This window comes from Enterobacter sp. 4974935, assembly GCF_058661735.1.
Genome location: NZ_JBZWGT010000003.1, coordinates 3892915 through 3910212 on the forward strand (window position 1 = coordinate 3892915; position 17298 = coordinate 3910212).

Sequence of the window (17298 nt, forward strand, 5' to 3'; positions counted from 1 at the left end):
CAAATACTACATACATACTCTTTTGTGGCTTGGATCGAAAAAAGGACTCCTCAGATGATTAAGTTTAGCGCAACGCTCCTGGCAACGCTGATTGCGGCAAGCGTTCAGGCAGCGACGGTGGATCTCCGCATTCTGGAAACCACCGATCTGCACGGCAACATGATGGACTTCGATTACTACAAAGATACGCCTGTCGAAAAATTCGGACTGGTACGTACGGCAAGTTTGATCAACGCCGCCCGCGGTGAAGTGAAAAACAGCGTGCTGGTCGATAACGGGGACTTAATTCAGGGCAGCCCGCTCAGCGACTACATGGCGGCGAAGGGGCTGAAGAAAGGCGAGATCCATCCTGTTTATAAGGCAATGAATACGCTGGACTATGCCGTCGGCAACCTGGGCAACCACGAATTTAACTACGGCCTGAAATACCTGCACGATGCGCTGGCAGGGGCAAAATTCCCGTACGTTAATGCCAATATCATCGACGTTAAGACGAAAAAGCCGCTCTTTACCCCTTACCTGATTAAAGAGACCGAGGTTGTCGACCAGGACGGTAAAAAACAGACGCTGAAAATCGGCTATATCGGCTTTGTGCCGCCGCAGATCATGACGTGGGATAAAGCCAACCTCGACGGGAAAGTAACCGTCAACGACATTACCGAAACGGCGCGCAAATACGTGCCGGAGATGCGGGCGAAAGGCGCAGATGTGGTGGTCGTTGTGGCCCACTCTGGCCTCTCGGCCGACCCGTATCAGGCGATGGCTGAGAACTCCGTGTATTACCTCAGCCAGGTACCGGGCGTCGATGCGATCCTGTTTGGTCACGCCCACGCCGTCTTCCCGGGCAAAGATTTCGCCAGTATCAAAGGCGCGGACATCGAAAAAGGGACGCTCAACGGTGTGCCATCGGTGATGCCGGGCATGTGGGGCGACCACCTTGGCGTGGTAGATCTGGTGCTGAATAACGACAGCGGGAGCTGGAAAGTCACGCAGTCGAAAGCGGAAGCGCGTCCGATTTATGATGCCGCTGCAAAAAAATCCCTGGCCGAAGAAGATAAAAAGCTGGTCGACGTCCTGAAGCATGACCACGACGCAACGCGTGAATTTGTCAGCAAGCCGATCGGTAAATCGGCTGATAACATGTACAGCTTCCTCGCGCTGGTACAGGATGACCCGACCGTGCAGGTAGTCAACATGGCGCAGAAAGCCTATGCCGAGCACTATATTCAGGGCGATCCGGATCTGGCCAATCTGCCGGTTCTGTCTGCCGCGGCGCCATTCAAAGTGGGCGGGCGTAAGAACGATCCGGCCAGCTACGTTGAGGTGGAAAAAGGCCAGCTGACCTTCCGTAATGCCGCCGATCTCTACCTCTATCCCAACACCCTCGTGGTGGTGAAAGCCACCGGGAAAGAGGTGAAGGAGTGGCTGGAGTGCTCTGCCGGACAGTTCAACCAGATCGATCCGCACAGCAGCAAACCGCAGTCGCTGATAAACTGGGACGGTTTCCGCACCTACAACTTCGACGTGATCGACGGCGTGGAATATCAGATTGATGTAACCCAGCCCGCGAAATATGACGGCGAATGTCAGGCCATTAATCCGCAGGCAGAACGCATTAAACACCTGACCTTCAACGGCAAAGCGATTGATCCGAATGCCACTTTCCTGGTGGTGACCAACAACTACCGCGCCTATGGCGGTAAGTTTGCCGGTACGGGTGACAGCCACATCGCCTTTGCCTCGCCGGATGAGAACCGTTCGGTGCTGGCGGCGTGGATTAGCGCGGAGTCGAAAAAAGCGGGTGAAATTCATCCGGCGGTGGATAACAACTGGCGTCTGGCGCCGATCAACAGCGACACTACGCTGGATATTCGCTTTGAGACATCACCGTCCGATAAAGCAGCCGCGTTTATCAAGGATAAGGCGCAGTATCCGATGAAACAGGTCGCGACGGATGATATTGGGTTCGCGATTTATCAGGTGGATTTGAGCAGGTAGCGATGATTGTGCCGGGTGGCGCTTGCGCTTACCCGGCCTACGGGATCGAGGATTGCGGGTAGGCCGGGTAAGGCGAAGCCGCCACCCGGCATTTCATGCCGCACGATCGTCCCGATTCGCCATCACCTTCGGCGTATTCACCTCAATCCAGTCAGCCAGCGCGGCCACCTTCTCGCTCACCTCCAGCCCCATCGGCGTCAGGCTATATTCCACGTGCGGCGGCACAGCCGGATAAGAAACGCGATCGACAAACCCGTCCTGCTCCAGCGCCTGAAGCGACTGGGCCAGCATCTTCTCGCTGACACCACCCAGCTTGCGGCGCAGATCGCTAAAACGATGCGTCCCCTGACGTAACGCCACCAGGATCAGCACGCCCCAGCGGCTGGTAACATGTTTGAGCACTTCCCGTGACGGGCACTGTTCTGCAAAGAGATTGCCATCGCGCATTTGCTCGCTGAGCGTCGGTATCGGTGTTTTCATACTTACCTTTTTGTGCGTACTTACTAAAAGTTAGTTATGGTGATAGTGTGCCACAACACCAGACAAACACGAAGGAGATTCATCATGATCGCGATTACCGGCGCAACCGGCCAGCTTGGCCAACACGTTATTGAAGAACTGCTGAAAACCATTCCGGCCAGCCAGATCGTGGCTATTGTGCGTAACCCGGCAAAAGCCGACGCCTTAAGCCAGCGGGGAATTGTGGTACGTCAGGCGGACTATACCGACCAGGCCGCGTTCACCACCGCCCTGAACGGCGTGGATAAGCTGCTGCTTATCTCCTCCAGCGAAGTGGGCCAGCGCGCCGCACAGCATCAGAACGTGATTAACGCCGCCAAAGCCGCCGGGGTGAAACTTATCGCCTACACCAGCCTGCTGCATGCGGACAGATCCCCGCTGGGTCTGCACGTTGAGCACGTCGAAACCGAAAATGCACTGGCGGCTTCAGGCGTGCCTTACGCCCTGCTGCGCAACGGCTGGTACACCGAAAACTACCTGGCAAGCGCGCCGCCAGCGCTGGAACATGGCGTATTTATAGGTGCCGCAGGCGAAGGCAAAATTGCCTCTGCGACCCGTGCGGATTACGCGGCGGCTGCGGCAAAAGTGATTTCTGAAGAGGGTCACGCCGGCAAGGTGTATGAACTGGCAGGTGACAATGCCTGGACGCTGAGCGAACTGGCTGCGGAGCTTAGCAAGCAGAGCGGTAAGCCGGTAACGTATCAGAACCTCAGCGAAGCCGATTATGCCGCTGCACTGAAAGGCGTTGGTCTGCCTGCCGGGCTGGCGGAGATGCTGGCGGATTCCGATACCGGTGCGTCCAAAGGCGGCCTGTTTGACGACAGCCGTACCCTGAGCAAACTGATTGGCCGTCCGACCACGCCGCTGGCGGAGAGCATCAAAGCCATTCTGTAATTGTTAAGAATTGGTTATTTTTTGTGGCATCCCTTCGGGTCATCTCGGATAATGAAGCGATGACCCACAAGGAGGCTCACCGTGCAAGGCGTACCGGAACAGTTTACTGATGAGAGAGACAGCGCGCGCTTTCGCCATCTGGCGCAGTTGCCGGGTCTGGAGCTATATCACGCGCATATTGCTGACTACGCCTTTGAGCCTCACACGCATGAAGCCTTCGGTATCGGCACCATTGAAACCGGCGCCGAACGCTTCCGCTATCGCGGTACCCAACACTTAGCCGCTGAAAAATCGGTCGTGACCATGAACCCGGACGAGATCCACACGGGCGAATCCGCCACCGAAGGCGGCTGGCGCTACCGGATGGTCTATATCGAACCCGACCTGCTGGAAGAAGTCACCGGCCTTCGCCACTGGTGGTTTAGCGACGTGACCCGCCACGACCCGCTGCGCTCGCAGCAAATTGGCCAGCTGATTTACGGCCTTTGGCATACGAACGATGCGCTGGCACAAAAAGGGTTGCTGCTGGATCTGATTGAGACGTTCCAGCCGCTGGCCCGTCACGCGCCGGTAGCCCGGGAGGGCGCGCACCGCTTTGAGCGCGTTCGCGACTATCTGCACGACAACTATATGCGCGCGCTCACCCTGGACGAACTGGCGAGCGTCGTGTCGCTCAGCCCGTACCATTTCCAGCGCCAGTTTAAGGCCCATTTTCACGTCACCCCACACCAGATGCTGATGGCCATCCGGCTGTGGCGCGCCAAAGCATTCCTCACCCACGGCATGCCTGCCGCCGAGGTGGCCGCCGCAACGGGGCTGACCGATCAGTCTCACCTGACCCGCGCCTTTACCCGCCGCTACGGCATTACGCCCGTGCGTTACCAGAAGCAGGTTTCGCCGCGCTAATGCGCAACCTCATACAATACGCGTGCATCTGTGCCTCCTACACTGGCTACAACATGTATTACTGTGGACGAAAAGATGATTAGTGGCGTGTTGTATGCCCTGCTTGCAGGGTTGATGTGGGGGCTGATTTTCGTCGGCCCGCTGATTGTGCCGGAGTACCCGGCAATATTGCAGTCGACCGGACGCTATCTGGCGCTGGGGCTTATTGCCGTGCCGCTGGCATGGCTGGGGCGTGCGCGTCTGCGCCAGCTGAGTCGCCAGGACTGGCTCACCGCGCTGTGGCTGACCATGATGGGTAATCTTATCTACTACGTCTGCCTGGCGAGCGCCATTCAGCGCACCGGTGCGCCGGTGTCGACCATGATTATCGGCACGCTACCGGTGGTCATCCCGGTTTTCGCGAACCTGCTTTACAGCCAGCGTGACGGCAAACTGGCGTGGTCAAAAATGGCGCCCGCTCTGGTCTGCATCGCCGTGGGGCTGGTGTGCGTGAATATTGCCGAGCTACGCCACGGCCTCGAAAACTTCAGCTTGTGGCGTTACGGTTCAGGGATCTTTCTGGCGTTTATCTCGGTTGTCTGTTGGGCCTGGTATGCCCTGCGCAACGCACGCTGGCTGCGGGAAAACCCGGATAAACATCCGATGATGTGGGCGACGGCGCAGGCGCTGGTCACGCTTCCTGTCTCGTTGCTGGGCTATGTGGGTGCATGTATCTGGCTGGGTAGCCAGCATCCGGATTTCGCCCTGCCCTTCGGACCGCGCCCGTGGGTATTCGTCGGGTTAATGGTCGCCATTGCCGTGCTCTGTTCGTGGGTTGGCGCGCTGTGCTGGAACATTGCCAGCCAGAAGCTGCCGACGGTGATACTGGGGCCACTGATTGTCTTTGAAACGCTGGCCGGGCTGCTCTATACCTTCCTGATGCGCCAGAGCGTGCCGCCGCTGCTAACGGCCTGCGGGATCGCGCTGCTGGTCGTTGGGGTGGTGATTGCGGTGAGAGCGAAGCCGGAAAAACCGATGGTCGTTCCGGCGTCGGAGGGGTGAGCTTTTCGACCAGCGGCGCTTAGCTTGCAGGGCCTACAAAACCGTAGGCCGGGTAAGCGTCAGCGCCACCCGGCACAGTATCAGAACGTTTCCCAGTTCGCTTCAGACGCCGCTACGGGCTGCGCTTTAGGTGCATAGGTCTTTACCGGCGCGGCTTTCACCGCCTGGTTACGGGTGATCTTAAACACCGCCACCGCGTCGTTCAGGCGCGCGGCCTGATCTTCCAGCGCCGCCGCCGCCGCCGCAGACTCCTCCACCAGCGAGGCGTTCTGCTGGGTAACGCGATCCATCTCCGCCACCGCCTGGCCCACCTGGTCGATACCGCGGCTCTGTTCGTCGGAGGCCGACGCAATCTCACCCATGATGTCAGTCACGCGCGTAACTGCATTGACGATCTCTGCCATCGTCGCGCCCGCTTCATTTACCAGCTGAGAGCCCGCGTTAACGCGCTCGCCGGAATCATCGATCAGGGCTTTGATCTCTTTCGCCGCCTGAGCGCTGCGCTGGGCAAGGGTACGCACCTCACCCGCGACAACCGCGAAGCCACGCCCCTGCTCGCCCGCACGCGCCGCTTCTACCGCCGCGTTCAGCGCCAGAATATTGGTCTGGAAGGCAATGCCATCGATTACGTTGGTAATTTGCGCAATTTTGCTGGAACTGGTGGCGATTTCGTCCATGGTGCGCACCACGCCTTCTACCACGTTTCCGCCCTTCTTCGCGGTGGAGGAGGCGTCCAGCGCCAGACGCGACGCCTGACGCGCGTTATCGGCGTTTTGCTTCACGGTGGCGGTCAGCTGTTCCATGCTGGCTGCCGTCTCTTCCAGAGAAGCGGCCTGCTGCTCTGTGCGGGAAGAGAGATCGTTGCTGCCCGCCGAGATTTCACCCGCGCCGGTGTAGATGGTATCTGCGCCTTCACGCACTACGCCCACCGTGTTGGCCAGCGCAGTCTGCATCTCCTGAACGTTGCGCGCCAGGATCGCCATTTCATTTTTACCCTCAGCCTGAATCGGCTGGGTTAAATCCCCTGCCGCAATGGCGCGGATATGGCTGATCACCTCTTCCAGCGGCAGCAGCAGCACGCGGCGCATCGCAATCCAGCTGGAAATAATCACCGCGATCACCAGCAGCATCACCGCAGAGAGGATCCACAGAATGCGTTTGTAGTCGCTTTCATTGTCTTTGATGCCTTTGTCGGTGAGCGCGGCCTGCGCCTCGCGCCATTCGCGATAGACCTTTTGCATCGCGGTCTGCTTCTGTTCGGCATTTTGTTTGAACATATCTTCCAGATTGCCCTGCCCCAGCAGAACGTTCATTTGCGTCAGCGTGGCGGAGTAGATGCGGTAGTGCTCTTCCAGCCTGTCGGCCAGGTGCTCGTCCATACCCGGCGTTTCCGGCAGCGCGTAATATTTATCGTAATGTGTCTGGGCATCAGCCAGCAGGTTTTTCGCGGTATTGACCAGCTCGTTCAGCTGCCCGCCATTAATCTGCGACGCCATGCTGCTTTGCAGACGCAGCATGCCGCGGTTAAGGGTGACACGCGCCTGATTCAGGCTGATCCAGGCGTCGGTAAACTCCGCGACGTTCTGGCTGGAAAGCTGAGAAACGGTGAAGTTCTCTTTGTCGTTATTGAGCGCATTAATGAAAATGCCGGCGGAGATCAATTGCATGATGCCGAGCACAAGCAGCACCGAAATCAAAAGAGTAATGACTTTTATACGTTTAAACATGCGTTGCCTTTTTTATATACAGGTATTGTCTGACCTGTATCTATCGGCACGCGCGGCAGGTTGTTTACTGTTTCTCCACCTTTAAAAACTTTCGAAAGCCCTTTTCTGCATTCAATCAGCAAGTTAAAAGCACGCTTTTTTTGTGATCCCTTTCTCATTTTTACCCTTGCCTCTAAAGGGTTATAGTATCCTCATAAAGATGCATCTAAAATGCATCTTATATTCCTGATGATGAGGTAACTGCTATGGCCTTCCGCGACCAACCCTTAGGCGAGCTGGCGCTCTCCATCCCTCGCGCTTCAGCGCTGTTCCGTAAATACGATATGGATTACTGCTGCGGCGGTAAGCAAACGCTGGCGCGCGCAGCGTCGCGTAAAGAGCTGGATGTAGAAGCTATCGAAGCGGAGCTGGCTAAGCTGGCAGAACAGCCTGTCGACAAAGACTGGCGCACCGCGCCGCTGGCTGAAATCATCGACCATATCATTGTGCGTTACCACGACCGTCACCGCGAACAGCTGCCGGAGCTGATTTTACAGGCCACCAAAGTTGAGCGCGTTCACGCCGATAAACCTTCCGTACCGCGCGGCCTGGCGAAATACCTGACCATGCTGCACGAAGAACTATCCAGCCACATGATGAAAGAGGAGCAGATCCTCTTCCCGATGATCAAACAGGGCATGGGCAGCCAGGCAATGGGGCCAATCAGCGTGATGGAAAGCGAACATGATGACGCCGGAGAACTGCTGGAAGTGATCAAACACACCACCCACAATGTCACACCGCCGCCAGAGGCGTGCACCACCTGGAAAGCGATGTACAACGGCATCAACGAGATGATCGACGATCTGATGGAACACATCAGTCTTGAGAATAACGTTCTGTTCCCGCGTGCATTATCGGGTAAATAAAAAAGCCCGGTGGCGCTAGCGCTTACCGGGCCTACAACGTCCTCGAACGTAGGCCGGGTAAGCGTCAGCGCCACCCGGCAACATGCTTAACGCATGCCTGCCATCCGTTTCTTACCGATAAACAGCCAGCCCAGCCCCAGCGCGATAAACCACAGTGGCGTGACGATGAGCGCCTGACGGGTATCTTCTTCCAGCGTCAGTAGCACCAGCACGAAGACGAAGAACGCCATACACACCCAGCACATCAGCTTGCCCAGTGGCATCTTGTAGATCGACTTCTCATGCAGATGTGGACGCTGTTTGCGGTACACCAGGTATGAGCAGAGGATGATGGTCCAGACGAACATAAACAGGATCGCCGACACAGTGGTGATCATGGTGAACGCGCCGATTACGCTCGGGTTAACGTAGAGCATCACCACACCGCCCAGCAGACAGATGCAGGAGAAGGTCAGCCCTTTCGCCGGTACCGCACGTTTAGACAGTTTGGCGAACGCGCTCGGGGCAACGCCCTCCTGCGCCAGACCAAACAGCATACGGCTGGTGGAGAAAACGCCGCTGTTCGCGGAAGAGGCCGCAGAGGTCAGCACCACGAAGTTAATCAGGCTCGCGGCAGCGGGCAGCCCCACCAGCACGAACAGCTCGACGAACGGGCTCTTGGTTGGCACTACCGAGCTCCATGGCGTCACGGACATAATGATGATCAGCGCGAACACGTAGAACATGATGATACGCAGCGGAATGGAGTTGATCGCGCGCGGCAGGGATTTCTCCGGATCTTTAGTTTCCGCCGCCGTGGTTCCCACCAGCTCAATCCCGACAAACGCGAACACCGCAATCTGGAAACCGGCGAAGAAGCCGCTGATGCCTTTCGGGAACCAGCCGCCATCATTCCACAGATGGGCAAACGAGGCCTGAACGCCAGTTGGCGACTGGAAGTGCGTCAGCACCATTACCAGCCCGACGACAATCAGCGCGATGATGGCGACGATTTTGATCATCGCGAACCAGAACTCCATCTCACCGAACATTTTAACGGTCGCGAGGTTGAGGCTCAGCAGCAGGACAATCACCGCCAGCGAGGCCACCCAGTCCGACAGGCCGGGGAACCAGAATTGGGCGTAGGCCGTAATAGCGACAACATCCGCCATGCCGGTAACCACCCAGCAGAACCAGTAGGTCCAGCCGGTAAAATAGCCCGCCCACGGGCCAAGCAGGTCTGACGCGAAGTCGCTGAAGGATTTGTATTCGAGGTTCGAGAGCAGCAATTCACCCATTGCACGCATCACGAAAAAGAGCATAAAACCGATGATCATATAAACGAAGATGATCGACGGGCCTGCAAGACTGATGGTTTTGCCCGAGCCCATAAATAGCCCTGTGCCGATGGCGCCGCCAATGGCAATAAGCTGAATGTGACGGTTCGTGAGATTTCGCCGTAGCGACTGTTCAGACGTCGCCTCTTCTGCGGCGGCGACTTTGACCTGATCTACCATGTGATATTTTCCTGTTTATGCCTGTCTGTGTTGTTAAGGCTCTTCTGGCCTTTAAATACGCCAAAAAAAATGACGTTCCCTTTATAAGGGCTTATCGATAGTAGGTAAGAATCGGCGGGATGAATACTATGATTTGAATATTATGTTAATAATATGTTGAAAGTGAGTGTCATATCACTCATACAGCGCGAAACAGCTCACAAAAATACACGTAACAGTTTCGTTTGCAATACAAAATGTTGATTCCGTCGTAACTCCAGGTTTTATCGCTATTTTCCTCTCCCCGATCGGAGAGAGGAAAATAAGAAAAACCGATTACAGGATTTCCAGCAGTTCGACTTCAAACACCAGGGTGCTGAATGGCGGAATGGACGCGCCAGCGCCACGCTCGCCGTATGCCAGGTTGTGCGGGATAGTGAGTTCCCATTTTGAACCTACTGGCATCAGGGTCAGGGCTTCGATCCAGCCTGCAATCACGCCGTTGACCGGGAATTCAGCCGGTTCGCCACGCGCGACGGAGCTGTCGAACACGGTGCCGTCGATCAGCTTACCGGTGTAGTGTACGCGAACGTGGTCGGTACGCGCCGGGATTGCGCCATCACCCTGATTGATTACGCGGAACTGCAAGCCGGACTCGGTGCTGTTCACGCCTTCACGCTCACGGTTCTCTTCCAGATATTTCACGCCTTCTGCCGCCATCTCTTCGAAACGCGCGCGACGTACAGTGTCAGCACGTTCGTGGATTTCACGCAGCGCACGGTGCACAACGTCAACCGGCACAGCGGGCTGCTTGCCTTCCAGCGCGTCAGCGATACCCGCCACCAGCGCTTCCGGTAACAGACCTTCCAGGCCGGATTCGCTCAGCTGCTGTCCTACCTGCAAGCCGATGCCGTAGCTTGCCTGCGCTTCGATAGTGTCAAAAGTCGGGGTGGTCATGGGTTTTCCTTCCATCACATTTAAAGTAGCGGGCAGCATATCAGCCATGCCCTTATGGGTAAAACTTTGTCTTAAGTAAAGGTGACAAACTGCGACGAAACGGAAACAATAGTAGCCGTCAGGATTTTCCCTAATATATGTCACGAAAGCTGGCTTTGTTACGCCCATCAGGCAGTTAGCAAACTACACTTCTCAGGACAGGATAAAAAGACGCGGAGCAGGAGGAGAGCCATGCCCGGGCGATTTGAACTGAAACCTACCCTGGCGAAAATCTGGCATGCGCCGGATAACTTTCGCATCATGGACCCGCTGCCGCCTTTGCACCGCAGAGGCATTATCATCGGCGCGTTGCTGATGGTCATCGGTTTCCTGCTTCCTTCCGGCAGTGACAACGTTGATACCGGGCCGGTAAGCCGCAATGCTGAGCTGGATATCCAGTCGCAAAGCCAGCCGCAGCCTGATTCACAGCCGATGCAGACGCAACTGGTCACACCGTCTAACGATCCGGGCCAGGTTGCGCCGGTTGAACCTGAACCTGTTCAGGAAGATCAGGAGCAGGCCGCCGCCCCTTCAGAGCCACAGGCGCAACAGCCCACCGGCATTGAGCAGCAGTGGCGTTCGTATCGCGTAGAGCCAGGTAAAACCCTTGCTCAGCTGTTCCGCGACCACAATCTGCCGGCAACGGATGTGTATGCCATGGCGCAAGTCGAGGGGGCTGGCAAGCCGCTCAGCAACTTGCAAAATGGTCAGATGGTGCAGATCCGCCAGAATGCCAGTGGGGTGGTGACCGGGTTAACGATCGATACCGGAAACGGGCAGCAGGTACTGTTTACCCGCCAGCCGGACGGCAGTTTTATCAGAGCACGTTAATAGCCCAGGCCGGGTAAGGCGAAGCCGCCCCCCGGCACTTTTGTTCTCAGGCACGACGTTTATTCACCCACCAGATCCCCGAGCAGACCAGCACCAGCGCAATCGCGTATTTGATGTCCAGAATGTCTTCGCCGAGGAATATGGCGGAGAGCACTGTTCCTGCTACAGGTATGACAAAGTTGAACGGGGCAATCATACTCACGCGGTTCACTTTCAGCAGCGCGCTCCACAGGGCGAACGCCACGGATGAGAGCAGCGTCAGATACCCCAGCACGGCGACGGCCTTCATGCTGTGCACCTCCAGCGCCCCGCCCGTGGCATAGCCTCCCGCAACCAGTGCCGCCCCGCCTATCGCCAGCTGCCATCCCGTCATCACCGTCGGGTCAACGGTCTGGGAAATGCGTTTCCCGTAAAGCGTGGCCGCAGAGAGAATAAAGGCCGCCAGCACCACAAATCCGTCACCTTGCCAGACAAACTGGAAATCACTTAACCCGCCGTGGAAGTTCACCAGCATCACGCCGGTAAAGCCCAGAACACAGCCCAGCGTTTTGTTATAGCTGAGTTTGTCGTTGTGGTAGATAAAGTGCGCCAGCAGCACGCTGAAGAAGGTCCCGGTGGCATTCATGATCGAACCGTTCACCCCGGTGGTGTAAGCAAGGCCGATATAAAAGAAGGTGTACTGGATGGTGGTCTGGGTCAGCCCGAGGATCGTGAGCTGACCAAACTGCGTGGGTGTGAGCCTGGCAATCGGTTTACGTTGGGCCAGGGCAAAGAGCAGCAGCAACGCACCGGCAAACAGAAAACGGTATCCAGCAAAGACGACTTTGGACGGAATATCATCGGTCGCGATCTGGAAGAGTTCGTAGCCGCTTTTAATGGCCGGGTATGAGCTTCCCCAAAGCAGACAGCAGAGCGTGGCGCAGGCATAGGCCACATTTCGACGGGCAAAGACGGGCGTGGGCAGAGCGGTATCCATGACAAATCTCATAAATAAAATTGCGTTTCAATTTATTATCAGAGAATGCATCAGGAATAGCGACCTTACAATCGCAAAACATGACGTAGGGTCACGCTAAAAAGCAAAACGCCGGCACAAGGCCGGCGCTTCGACGTGAGCAGAGTAAAAAATTACTCAGCTACTACGTTAACAACCAGTTTAGCGAACACTTCGCTGTGAACCTGGAAGTCAACTTCGTGCTCACCAGTGGTACGCAGAACGCCGTTCGGCATACGAACTTCGCTCTTAGCCACTTTAACGCCTGCCGCAGTAACTGCATCAGCGATATCGCGGGTACCGATGGAACCGAACAGTTTACCTTCGTCGCCAGCTTTAGACGCGATGGTAACGGTGCCCAGTGCGTTGATTGCTTCAGCGCGAGCGTTAGCAGCCGCCAGAACGTCAGCCAGTTTGGCTTCCAGTTCAGCACGACGTGCTTCGAAAAACTCTACGTTTTTCTTAGTAGCTGGAACAGCTTTACCCTGTGGTACCAGGAAGTTACGAGCGTAACCCGCTTTAACGTTTACCTGATCACCCAGGCTGCCCAGGTTTGCTACTTTATCAAGCAGAATAACTTGCATTACCTTATCCTCTTAAAGTCGTATTAATGGACCGTGCCCGATTACTGATGACGATCAGTGTACGGCAGCAGAGACAGGTAGCGAGCGCGTTTGATAGCGCGAGCCAGCTGACGCTGATATTTTGCACGAGTACCGGTGATACGGCTTGGGACAATCTTACCGCTTTCGGTGATGTAGTTTTTCAGCGTTGCGATATCTTTATAGTCGATCTCTTGAACGCCTTCCGCGGTGAAACGGCAGAACTTGCGACGACGGAAATAACGTGCCATTTGGCTAGTCTCCAGTATCTATCAAATCAATCTGCTCGGCATGCAGAACCATTTTGCTCAGGCCGTTCTTTGCCTTGTGGCAAGAGATGAACCCCTGAACGATTACTGCACTACCGACCGTTAAACTGTGAGTAATGGCCTGGTTTTCGTGTCCGCTAATGATAACGGGCATTTGGCACCACGCCTGCCGGTGAAACCCGGCTTCCTCTTGCACAGAACGATGCTCAAGCACGAACTGGCAATGCGGAATTCCTGATGGGCTGACCTTTCGAAGGGGGGTCCTGCACACGGTGCCGGACAACACCAGACGGTTGGTCATCAGAAATTACTCTTCAGAATCCCCAGCATCAGAATCATCTGCGGTTTCGTTTGCGAAATCATCGCGACGCTCACGGCGCTCGTCTTTCGCTTTAACCATCGGAGATGCTTCGGTCACTGCGTGTTTGGTACGCATAACCATGCTGCGGATAACGGCATCGTTGAAGCGGAAGGTAGTTTCCAGCTCATCAATCACTTCCTGCGGCGCTTCAACGTTCATCAGAACGTAGTGAGCTTTGTGCAGTTTGTTGATTGGGTAAGCCAGCTGACGGCGGCCCCAGTCTTCCAGACGGTGGATCGTGCCTTCTGCACCAGTGATGGCAGCAGAGTAACGCTCGATCATACCCGGAACCTGTTCGCTCTGGTCAGGATGGACCATAAAAACGATTTCGTAATGACGCATCGAATTGCTCCTTACGGATTATTCAGCCTCCTGTCTGGGTCAGCCGAGGCCCGGGGAGGCAAGGAACGTGTTAAAGGTCGGCTGAAAAATTGACGCGTCATAATACTTGCGCGCCCCGCTAAACACAAGGTGATTGCACAAATAATTCGCACAAAGGGTAAAGCTGTTCTAAGTGGGTGATTTAAAATCTCACTTATCAGAAACGCTGTTTTTTTGAACAACACCATCAGAAATGGTCACCCATCGCAACCCGAGTAGCGATTACACTTTAATCAGAAGCCTTAAGCAGAGAAGGAGAGCATTACCCCATATCACAGCACGCAGTCGTGGAGCGCATATCATGAAAAGAATCGCATTCGCCATTTTGGCTGCGCTTTTGCTCAGTGCAAACGCGATGGCAGCCATCAAGATAGACAGCCGACAGGCCAGAAACATGGATGATGTGCAGAGCTTAGGCGTTATTTACATCAATCATAACTTCGCCACTGAAAGTGAAGCAGATCAGGCGCTTAATGAAGAAACCGATGCGCAGGGCGCAAAATACTATCACGTCATACTGACACGTGAGCCCGGCAGCAACGGCAATATGCGCGCCAGTGCAGATATTTACCAGTAACGCTTTATCTCCAGCACCAGGAAAGCCAACGAAAATCATAGCTATATATGATTGCCCCCTGCCGGGGGCTTTTTTTATGAATGGCTCCGGAATACCACCGGTTACAACTGTTTCGGTATTCCAGAGCACTTATTCACTTCTGCCCGTAATAAGCATTCGGGCCGTGCTTACGCATGAAATGCTTGTTCATCAGATAATCATCAATGCCCTGAAGCTGTGGGTTAATGCCGCGCGCAATCCACGCCATTCGAGCCACCTCTTCCATCACCACCGCGTTATGCACGGCGTCATGCGCATCTTTACCCCAGGAGAATGGACCATGCTGGTACACCACAATACCCGGCGTATGCAGTGGTTCCGTCTCACCCAGCGTTTCGATAATGACCCTGCCGGTGTTAAGTTCGTACTCGCCTTCGACCTCAGCCTGCGTTAACGCCCGCGTGCAGGGAATATCGCCGAAGAAGTAGTCCGCGTGCGTCGTACCCAAAGCAGGGATCGCCAGCCCGGCCTGTGCCCAGGCGGTGGCGTGCGTGGAATGGGTATGCACAACACCACCCAGGGACGGGTAACGCTGGTACAGCGCCAGATGGGTTGCCGTATCTGAAGAAGGACGCCATTTGCCTTCAACAACGTGTCCTTCCAGGTCAACCACCACCATATCGTCCACTTTCATGGCGTCATAGGCCACGCCGCTCGGCTTAATCACCACCAGCCCCTGATCGCGATCGATGGCGCTTACGTTGCCCCAGGTAAACGTCACCAGTCCATAGCGCGGGAGATCCATATTGGCCTCAAAGACCTGCTGTTTCAGCTTAAGCATGTTCCGCCTCCAGTAAGCCTGCCCGCGCCATGCGCTCGCGCACCCAGTCCCGGGCTTTCGCCACTTCTGCCGCCGGGTCGTCCGCGGTTTCGCTCCACATCTCAATCAGGTAAGGTCCGCAATAACCTGTCTGTTTGAGCGTCTGGAAGCACCGTTCGAAATCCACCACCCCGGTGCCGAACGGTACGTTTTTAAACACGCCGGGACGGGTATCTTTTACGTGCACCGCCACGATATGCCCGATGCCCGCCTGCAACTCCATCTGTACGTCGTTATCCCATGCCGACAGGTTGCCGATATCCGGATAAAGCTGGAACCACGGATTGTTCAGATAGTGCGCGTAGCCCAGCGCCTTGCTAATGGAGTTCATCAATGGATAATCCATGATCTCCATCGCCAGCGTCACCTGCGCACGGCTTGCCATCTCAACGCTCTCTTTCAGGCCGTCACGGAAACGACGGCGCGTCTCATCGTTGGCTTCCTGATAGTAAACATCGTAACCCGCCAGTTGGATCACGCGGATGCCAACATCCTGTGCAAAGCGAATGGCTTTACGCATGATCTCCAGCCCTTCGGCGCGTACGGCATCATCTTCGCTGCCAAGCGGAAAACGACGGTGAGCGCTCAGGCACATGGACGGCACGCGCACGCCGGTTTCGGCAATGGCGCTCACCAGCGCCAGACGCTGGTCGCGGCGCCAGTCCAGGCGAGAAAGACGCTCGTCCGTCTCATCCACCGACATTTCGACAAAATCGAAACCCAGCTGCTTCGCCAGCTGTAACCGCTCCAGCCAGCACTCCCCCGCAGGGAGTGCCTTTTCATAGATGCCAAGCGGGACCTGTTTTGACAACATACCCGCTCCTTAACCCCAAAGCTGAGCGATTGAGCGTTTAAACTGACGCGCAGCTTCCACCGGAGATTCCGCATCGCGAATGCTACGACCGGCAATAAAGACGTGGATTGGAATACCCTTGAACAGCGGCAGATCTTCCAGCGCCAGACCACCGGTCACGGTCACTTTGAAGCCCATATCGGCCAGGCGTTTGATCGCGTTGATATCGGCTTCGCCCCACGCCACACCTGCGGCCTGCGCATCACGGCTGCGGTGATAAACCACCTGCTGGATACCCGCTTCGCGCCACTCCTGTGCCTGCTCCCAGGTCCAGAAGCCGGTCAGTTCAATCTGCACGTCGCCGTTGAACTCTTTCGCCACGTCCAGCGCGCCTTTCGCAGTGTTGATATCTGCACAGCAGATCACGGTGACCCAGTCGGCGTTGGCTTCAAAGCACATGCGAGAGAGAATTTTGCCCGCATCGGCAATTTTGGCATCCGCCAGCACGATTTTATGCGGATAGAGCGCCTTCAGGTCACGAACCGCACGAACGCCTTCGCCCACGCACAGAATGGTGCCGACTTCGATGATGTCCACCTCTTCCGCAATCAGACGGGTGGTTTCGTAAGCGTGAGACAGCGTCTGGTTATCCAGCGCGACCTGCAACATTGGTAATGACATTTTCAATTCCTCTTAAACGGCCGCCGCAGTGGCGTTATCAATTAAATCCAGCACGTCCTGCGCGGTACGGCAGGCACGTAAACGGTCAAAATTAGCTTCGTCATCAAACAGGTTAACGATCTGCATGATGCCCACCTCCTGGTGGGTGTTGGCATCGACAGCTGCCATGGTGATCAGAATGTCGACCGGGTCGTTATCTTCGTGGTTGAACACCAGCGGGGTTTTCAGCGTCACCAGCGCAAATCCGGTTTTCTTGACACCCTCTTCCGGGCGGCCATGCGGCATTGCCAGCCCCGGGGCAATCACAAAATAGGGGCCGTGCTGCGCCACGCCATCCAGGATGGCCTGGTAATAACGCGGCTCGACAACGTCCGCCTTAACCAGCAGGTCCACGCTCAGCTTCACCGCTTCCTGCCAGGTACTGGCTTCGGCCTGTAAAAGGATGGAGTTATTCTCAGCCAGCGAATCACGTAGTTTCATGTGGCA

Annotated in this window: 20 protein-coding genes; 7 read left to right on the forward strand and 13 right to left on the reverse strand. The window is 55.9% G+C overall.

The window, feature by feature from the left end; translation table 11 throughout:
• Window positions 1–54 precede the first annotated feature (54 nt).
• Complete coding sequence (locus AC4OVS_RS19840) at window positions 55–1998, forward strand: bifunctional 2',3'-cyclic-nucleotide 2'-phosphodiesterase/3'-nucleotidase (protein WP_250115990.1); 1944 nt, start codon at window positions 55–57, stop codon at window positions 1996–1998.
• Window positions 1999–2091: 93 nt separating this feature from the next.
• Here AC4OVS_RS19840 and AC4OVS_RS19845 read toward each other — a convergent pair whose 3' ends face one another.
• Window positions 2092–2478, reverse strand: coding sequence for a winged helix-turn-helix transcriptional regulator (locus AC4OVS_RS19845; protein WP_491922659.1), 387 nt, complete (start codon window positions 2476–2478; stop codon window positions 2092–2094).
• Between the two features lie 84 nt (window positions 2479–2562).
• Between AC4OVS_RS19845 and AC4OVS_RS19850 the strand changes: the two genes are divergently transcribed.
• The 3 genes from AC4OVS_RS19850 (at window position 2563) to AC4OVS_RS19860 (ending at window position 5358) form a co-directional block, all read left to right on the forward strand.
• Window positions 2563–3411, forward strand: a complete 849-nt coding sequence (locus tag AC4OVS_RS19850; RefSeq protein ID WP_250115991.1) for an SDR family oxidoreductase — start codon at window positions 2563–2565, stop codon at window positions 3409–3411.
• An 81-nt stretch (window positions 3412–3492) separates the two neighbouring features.
• The gene (locus AC4OVS_RS19855) at window positions 3493–4317 is read left to right on the forward strand and encodes an AraC family transcriptional regulator (RefSeq protein ID WP_023299151.1); all 825 of its coding nucleotides are present in this window, start codon (window positions 3493–3495) and stop codon (window positions 4315–4317) included.
• Window positions 4318–4392: 75 nt separating this feature from the next.
• Window positions 4393–5358 carry a DMT family transporter gene (locus tag AC4OVS_RS19860; RefSeq protein ID WP_058677071.1) on the forward strand — a complete coding sequence of 322 codons (966 nt, stop codon included), beginning with the start codon at window positions 4393–4395 and terminating at the stop codon, window positions 5356–5358.
• Window positions 5359–5438: 80 nt separating this feature from the next.
• Here the strand turns inward: AC4OVS_RS19860 and AC4OVS_RS19865 are convergent, their stop codons facing one another.
• The gene (locus tag AC4OVS_RS19865; RefSeq protein ID WP_023299149.1) at window positions 5439–7085 is read right to left on the reverse strand and encodes a methyl-accepting chemotaxis protein; all 1647 of its coding nucleotides are present in this window, start codon (window positions 7083–7085) and stop codon (window positions 5439–5441) included.
• 245 nt (window positions 7086–7330) lie between these two features.
• On the opposite strand from AC4OVS_RS19865, the gene ytfE reads away from it, so the two are divergent.
• Entirely contained in the window at window positions 7331–7993 is a 663-nt protein-coding gene (gene ytfE, locus AC4OVS_RS19870) for an iron-sulfur cluster repair protein YtfE (protein ID WP_023299148.1), read from the forward strand.
• 86 nt (window positions 7994–8079) lie between these two features.
• Here the strand turns inward: ytfE and cycA are convergent, their stop codons facing one another.
• Window positions 8080–9489, reverse strand: coding sequence for a D-serine/D-alanine/glycine transporter (gene cycA / locus AC4OVS_RS19875; RefSeq protein WP_022646840.1), 1410 nt, complete (start codon window positions 9487–9489; stop codon window positions 8080–8082).
• A gap of 315 nt (window positions 9490–9804) precedes the next feature.
• Complete coding sequence (gene bamJ, locus AC4OVS_RS19880) at window positions 9805–10425, reverse strand: BamJ family beta-barrel-assembly machinery protein (protein ID WP_022646839.1); 621 nt, start codon at window positions 10423–10425, stop codon at window positions 9805–9807.
• Window positions 10426–10656: 231 nt separating this feature from the next.
• Here bamJ and AC4OVS_RS19885 point away from each other — a divergent pair, with 231 nt between their 5' ends.
• Entirely contained in the window at window positions 10657–11295 is a 639-nt protein-coding gene (locus AC4OVS_RS19885; protein WP_032625204.1) for an OapA family protein, read from the forward strand.
• Window positions 11296–11341: 46 nt separating this feature from the next.
• Here AC4OVS_RS19885 and AC4OVS_RS19890 read toward each other — a convergent pair whose 3' ends face one another.
• The 5 genes from AC4OVS_RS19890 to rpsF all read right to left on the reverse strand — a co-directional run bounded on the left by AC4OVS_RS19890 (window position 11342) and on the right by rpsF (window position 13863).
• The gene (locus AC4OVS_RS19890; RefSeq protein ID WP_032625201.1) at window positions 11342–12271 is read right to left on the reverse strand and encodes a DMT family transporter; all 930 of its coding nucleotides are present in this window, start codon (window positions 12269–12271) and stop codon (window positions 11342–11344) included.
• A 152-nt stretch (window positions 12272–12423) separates the two neighbouring features.
• On the reverse strand, window positions 12424–12873 hold the full coding sequence (rplI, locus tag AC4OVS_RS19895) for a 50S ribosomal protein L9 (protein WP_006810372.1): 450 nt from the start codon (window positions 12871–12873) through the stop codon (window positions 12424–12426).
• Window positions 12874–12914: 41 nt separating this feature from the next.
• Window positions 12915–13142 (reverse strand): 30S ribosomal protein S18, encoded by a 228-nt coding sequence (gene rpsR, locus AC4OVS_RS19900; protein ID WP_000135199.1) that lies wholly within the window; start codon window positions 13140–13142, stop codon window positions 12915–12917.
• Window positions 13143–13146: 4 nt separating this feature from the next.
• Entirely contained in the window at window positions 13147–13461 is a 315-nt protein-coding gene (gene priB / locus AC4OVS_RS19905) for a primosomal replication protein N (RefSeq protein WP_022646836.1), read from the reverse strand.
• A 6-nt stretch (window positions 13462–13467) separates the two neighbouring features.
• Complete coding sequence (rpsF, locus tag AC4OVS_RS19910; RefSeq protein ID WP_003856034.1) at window positions 13468–13863, reverse strand: 30S ribosomal protein S6; 396 nt, start codon at window positions 13861–13863, stop codon at window positions 13468–13470.
• A 340-nt stretch (window positions 13864–14203) separates the two neighbouring features.
• On the opposite strand from rpsF, the gene yjfY reads away from it, so the two are divergent.
• Window positions 14204–14479 (forward strand): DUF1471 family protein YjfY, encoded by a 276-nt coding sequence (gene yjfY / locus AC4OVS_RS19915; RefSeq protein WP_023299144.1) that lies wholly within the window; start codon window positions 14204–14206, stop codon window positions 14477–14479.
• A 133-nt stretch (window positions 14480–14612) separates the two neighbouring features.
• Here the strand turns inward: yjfY and AC4OVS_RS19920 are convergent, their stop codons facing one another.
• Genes AC4OVS_RS19920 through ulaC form a run of 4 tightly spaced genes read right to left on the reverse strand, consistent with a single transcriptional unit; the run spans window position 14613 to window position 17292 of the window.
• Window positions 14613–15299: an L-ribulose-5-phosphate 4-epimerase gene (locus AC4OVS_RS19920; protein ID WP_045307814.1), complete on the reverse strand. Its 687-nt coding sequence runs from the start codon at window positions 15297–15299 to the stop codon at window positions 14613–14615.
• On the reverse strand, window positions 15292–16152 hold the full coding sequence (locus AC4OVS_RS19925; protein ID WP_022646833.1) for an L-ribulose-5-phosphate 3-epimerase: 861 nt from the start codon (window positions 16150–16152) through the stop codon (window positions 15292–15294). Before AC4OVS_RS19925 ends, AC4OVS_RS19920 begins: the two co-directional genes overlap by 8 nt.
• Window positions 16153–16161: 9 nt before the next feature.
• Window positions 16162–16812, reverse strand: coding sequence for a 3-keto-L-gulonate-6-phosphate decarboxylase UlaD (ulaD, locus tag AC4OVS_RS19930; RefSeq protein ID WP_022646832.1), 651 nt, complete (start codon window positions 16810–16812; stop codon window positions 16162–16164).
• A 12-nt stretch (window positions 16813–16824) separates the two neighbouring features.
• Window positions 16825–17292, reverse strand: coding sequence for a PTS ascorbate transporter subunit IIA (gene ulaC, locus AC4OVS_RS19935; protein ID WP_003856024.1), 468 nt, complete (start codon window positions 17290–17292; stop codon window positions 16825–16827).
• Between the last annotated feature and the right edge of the window lie 6 nt (window positions 17293–17298).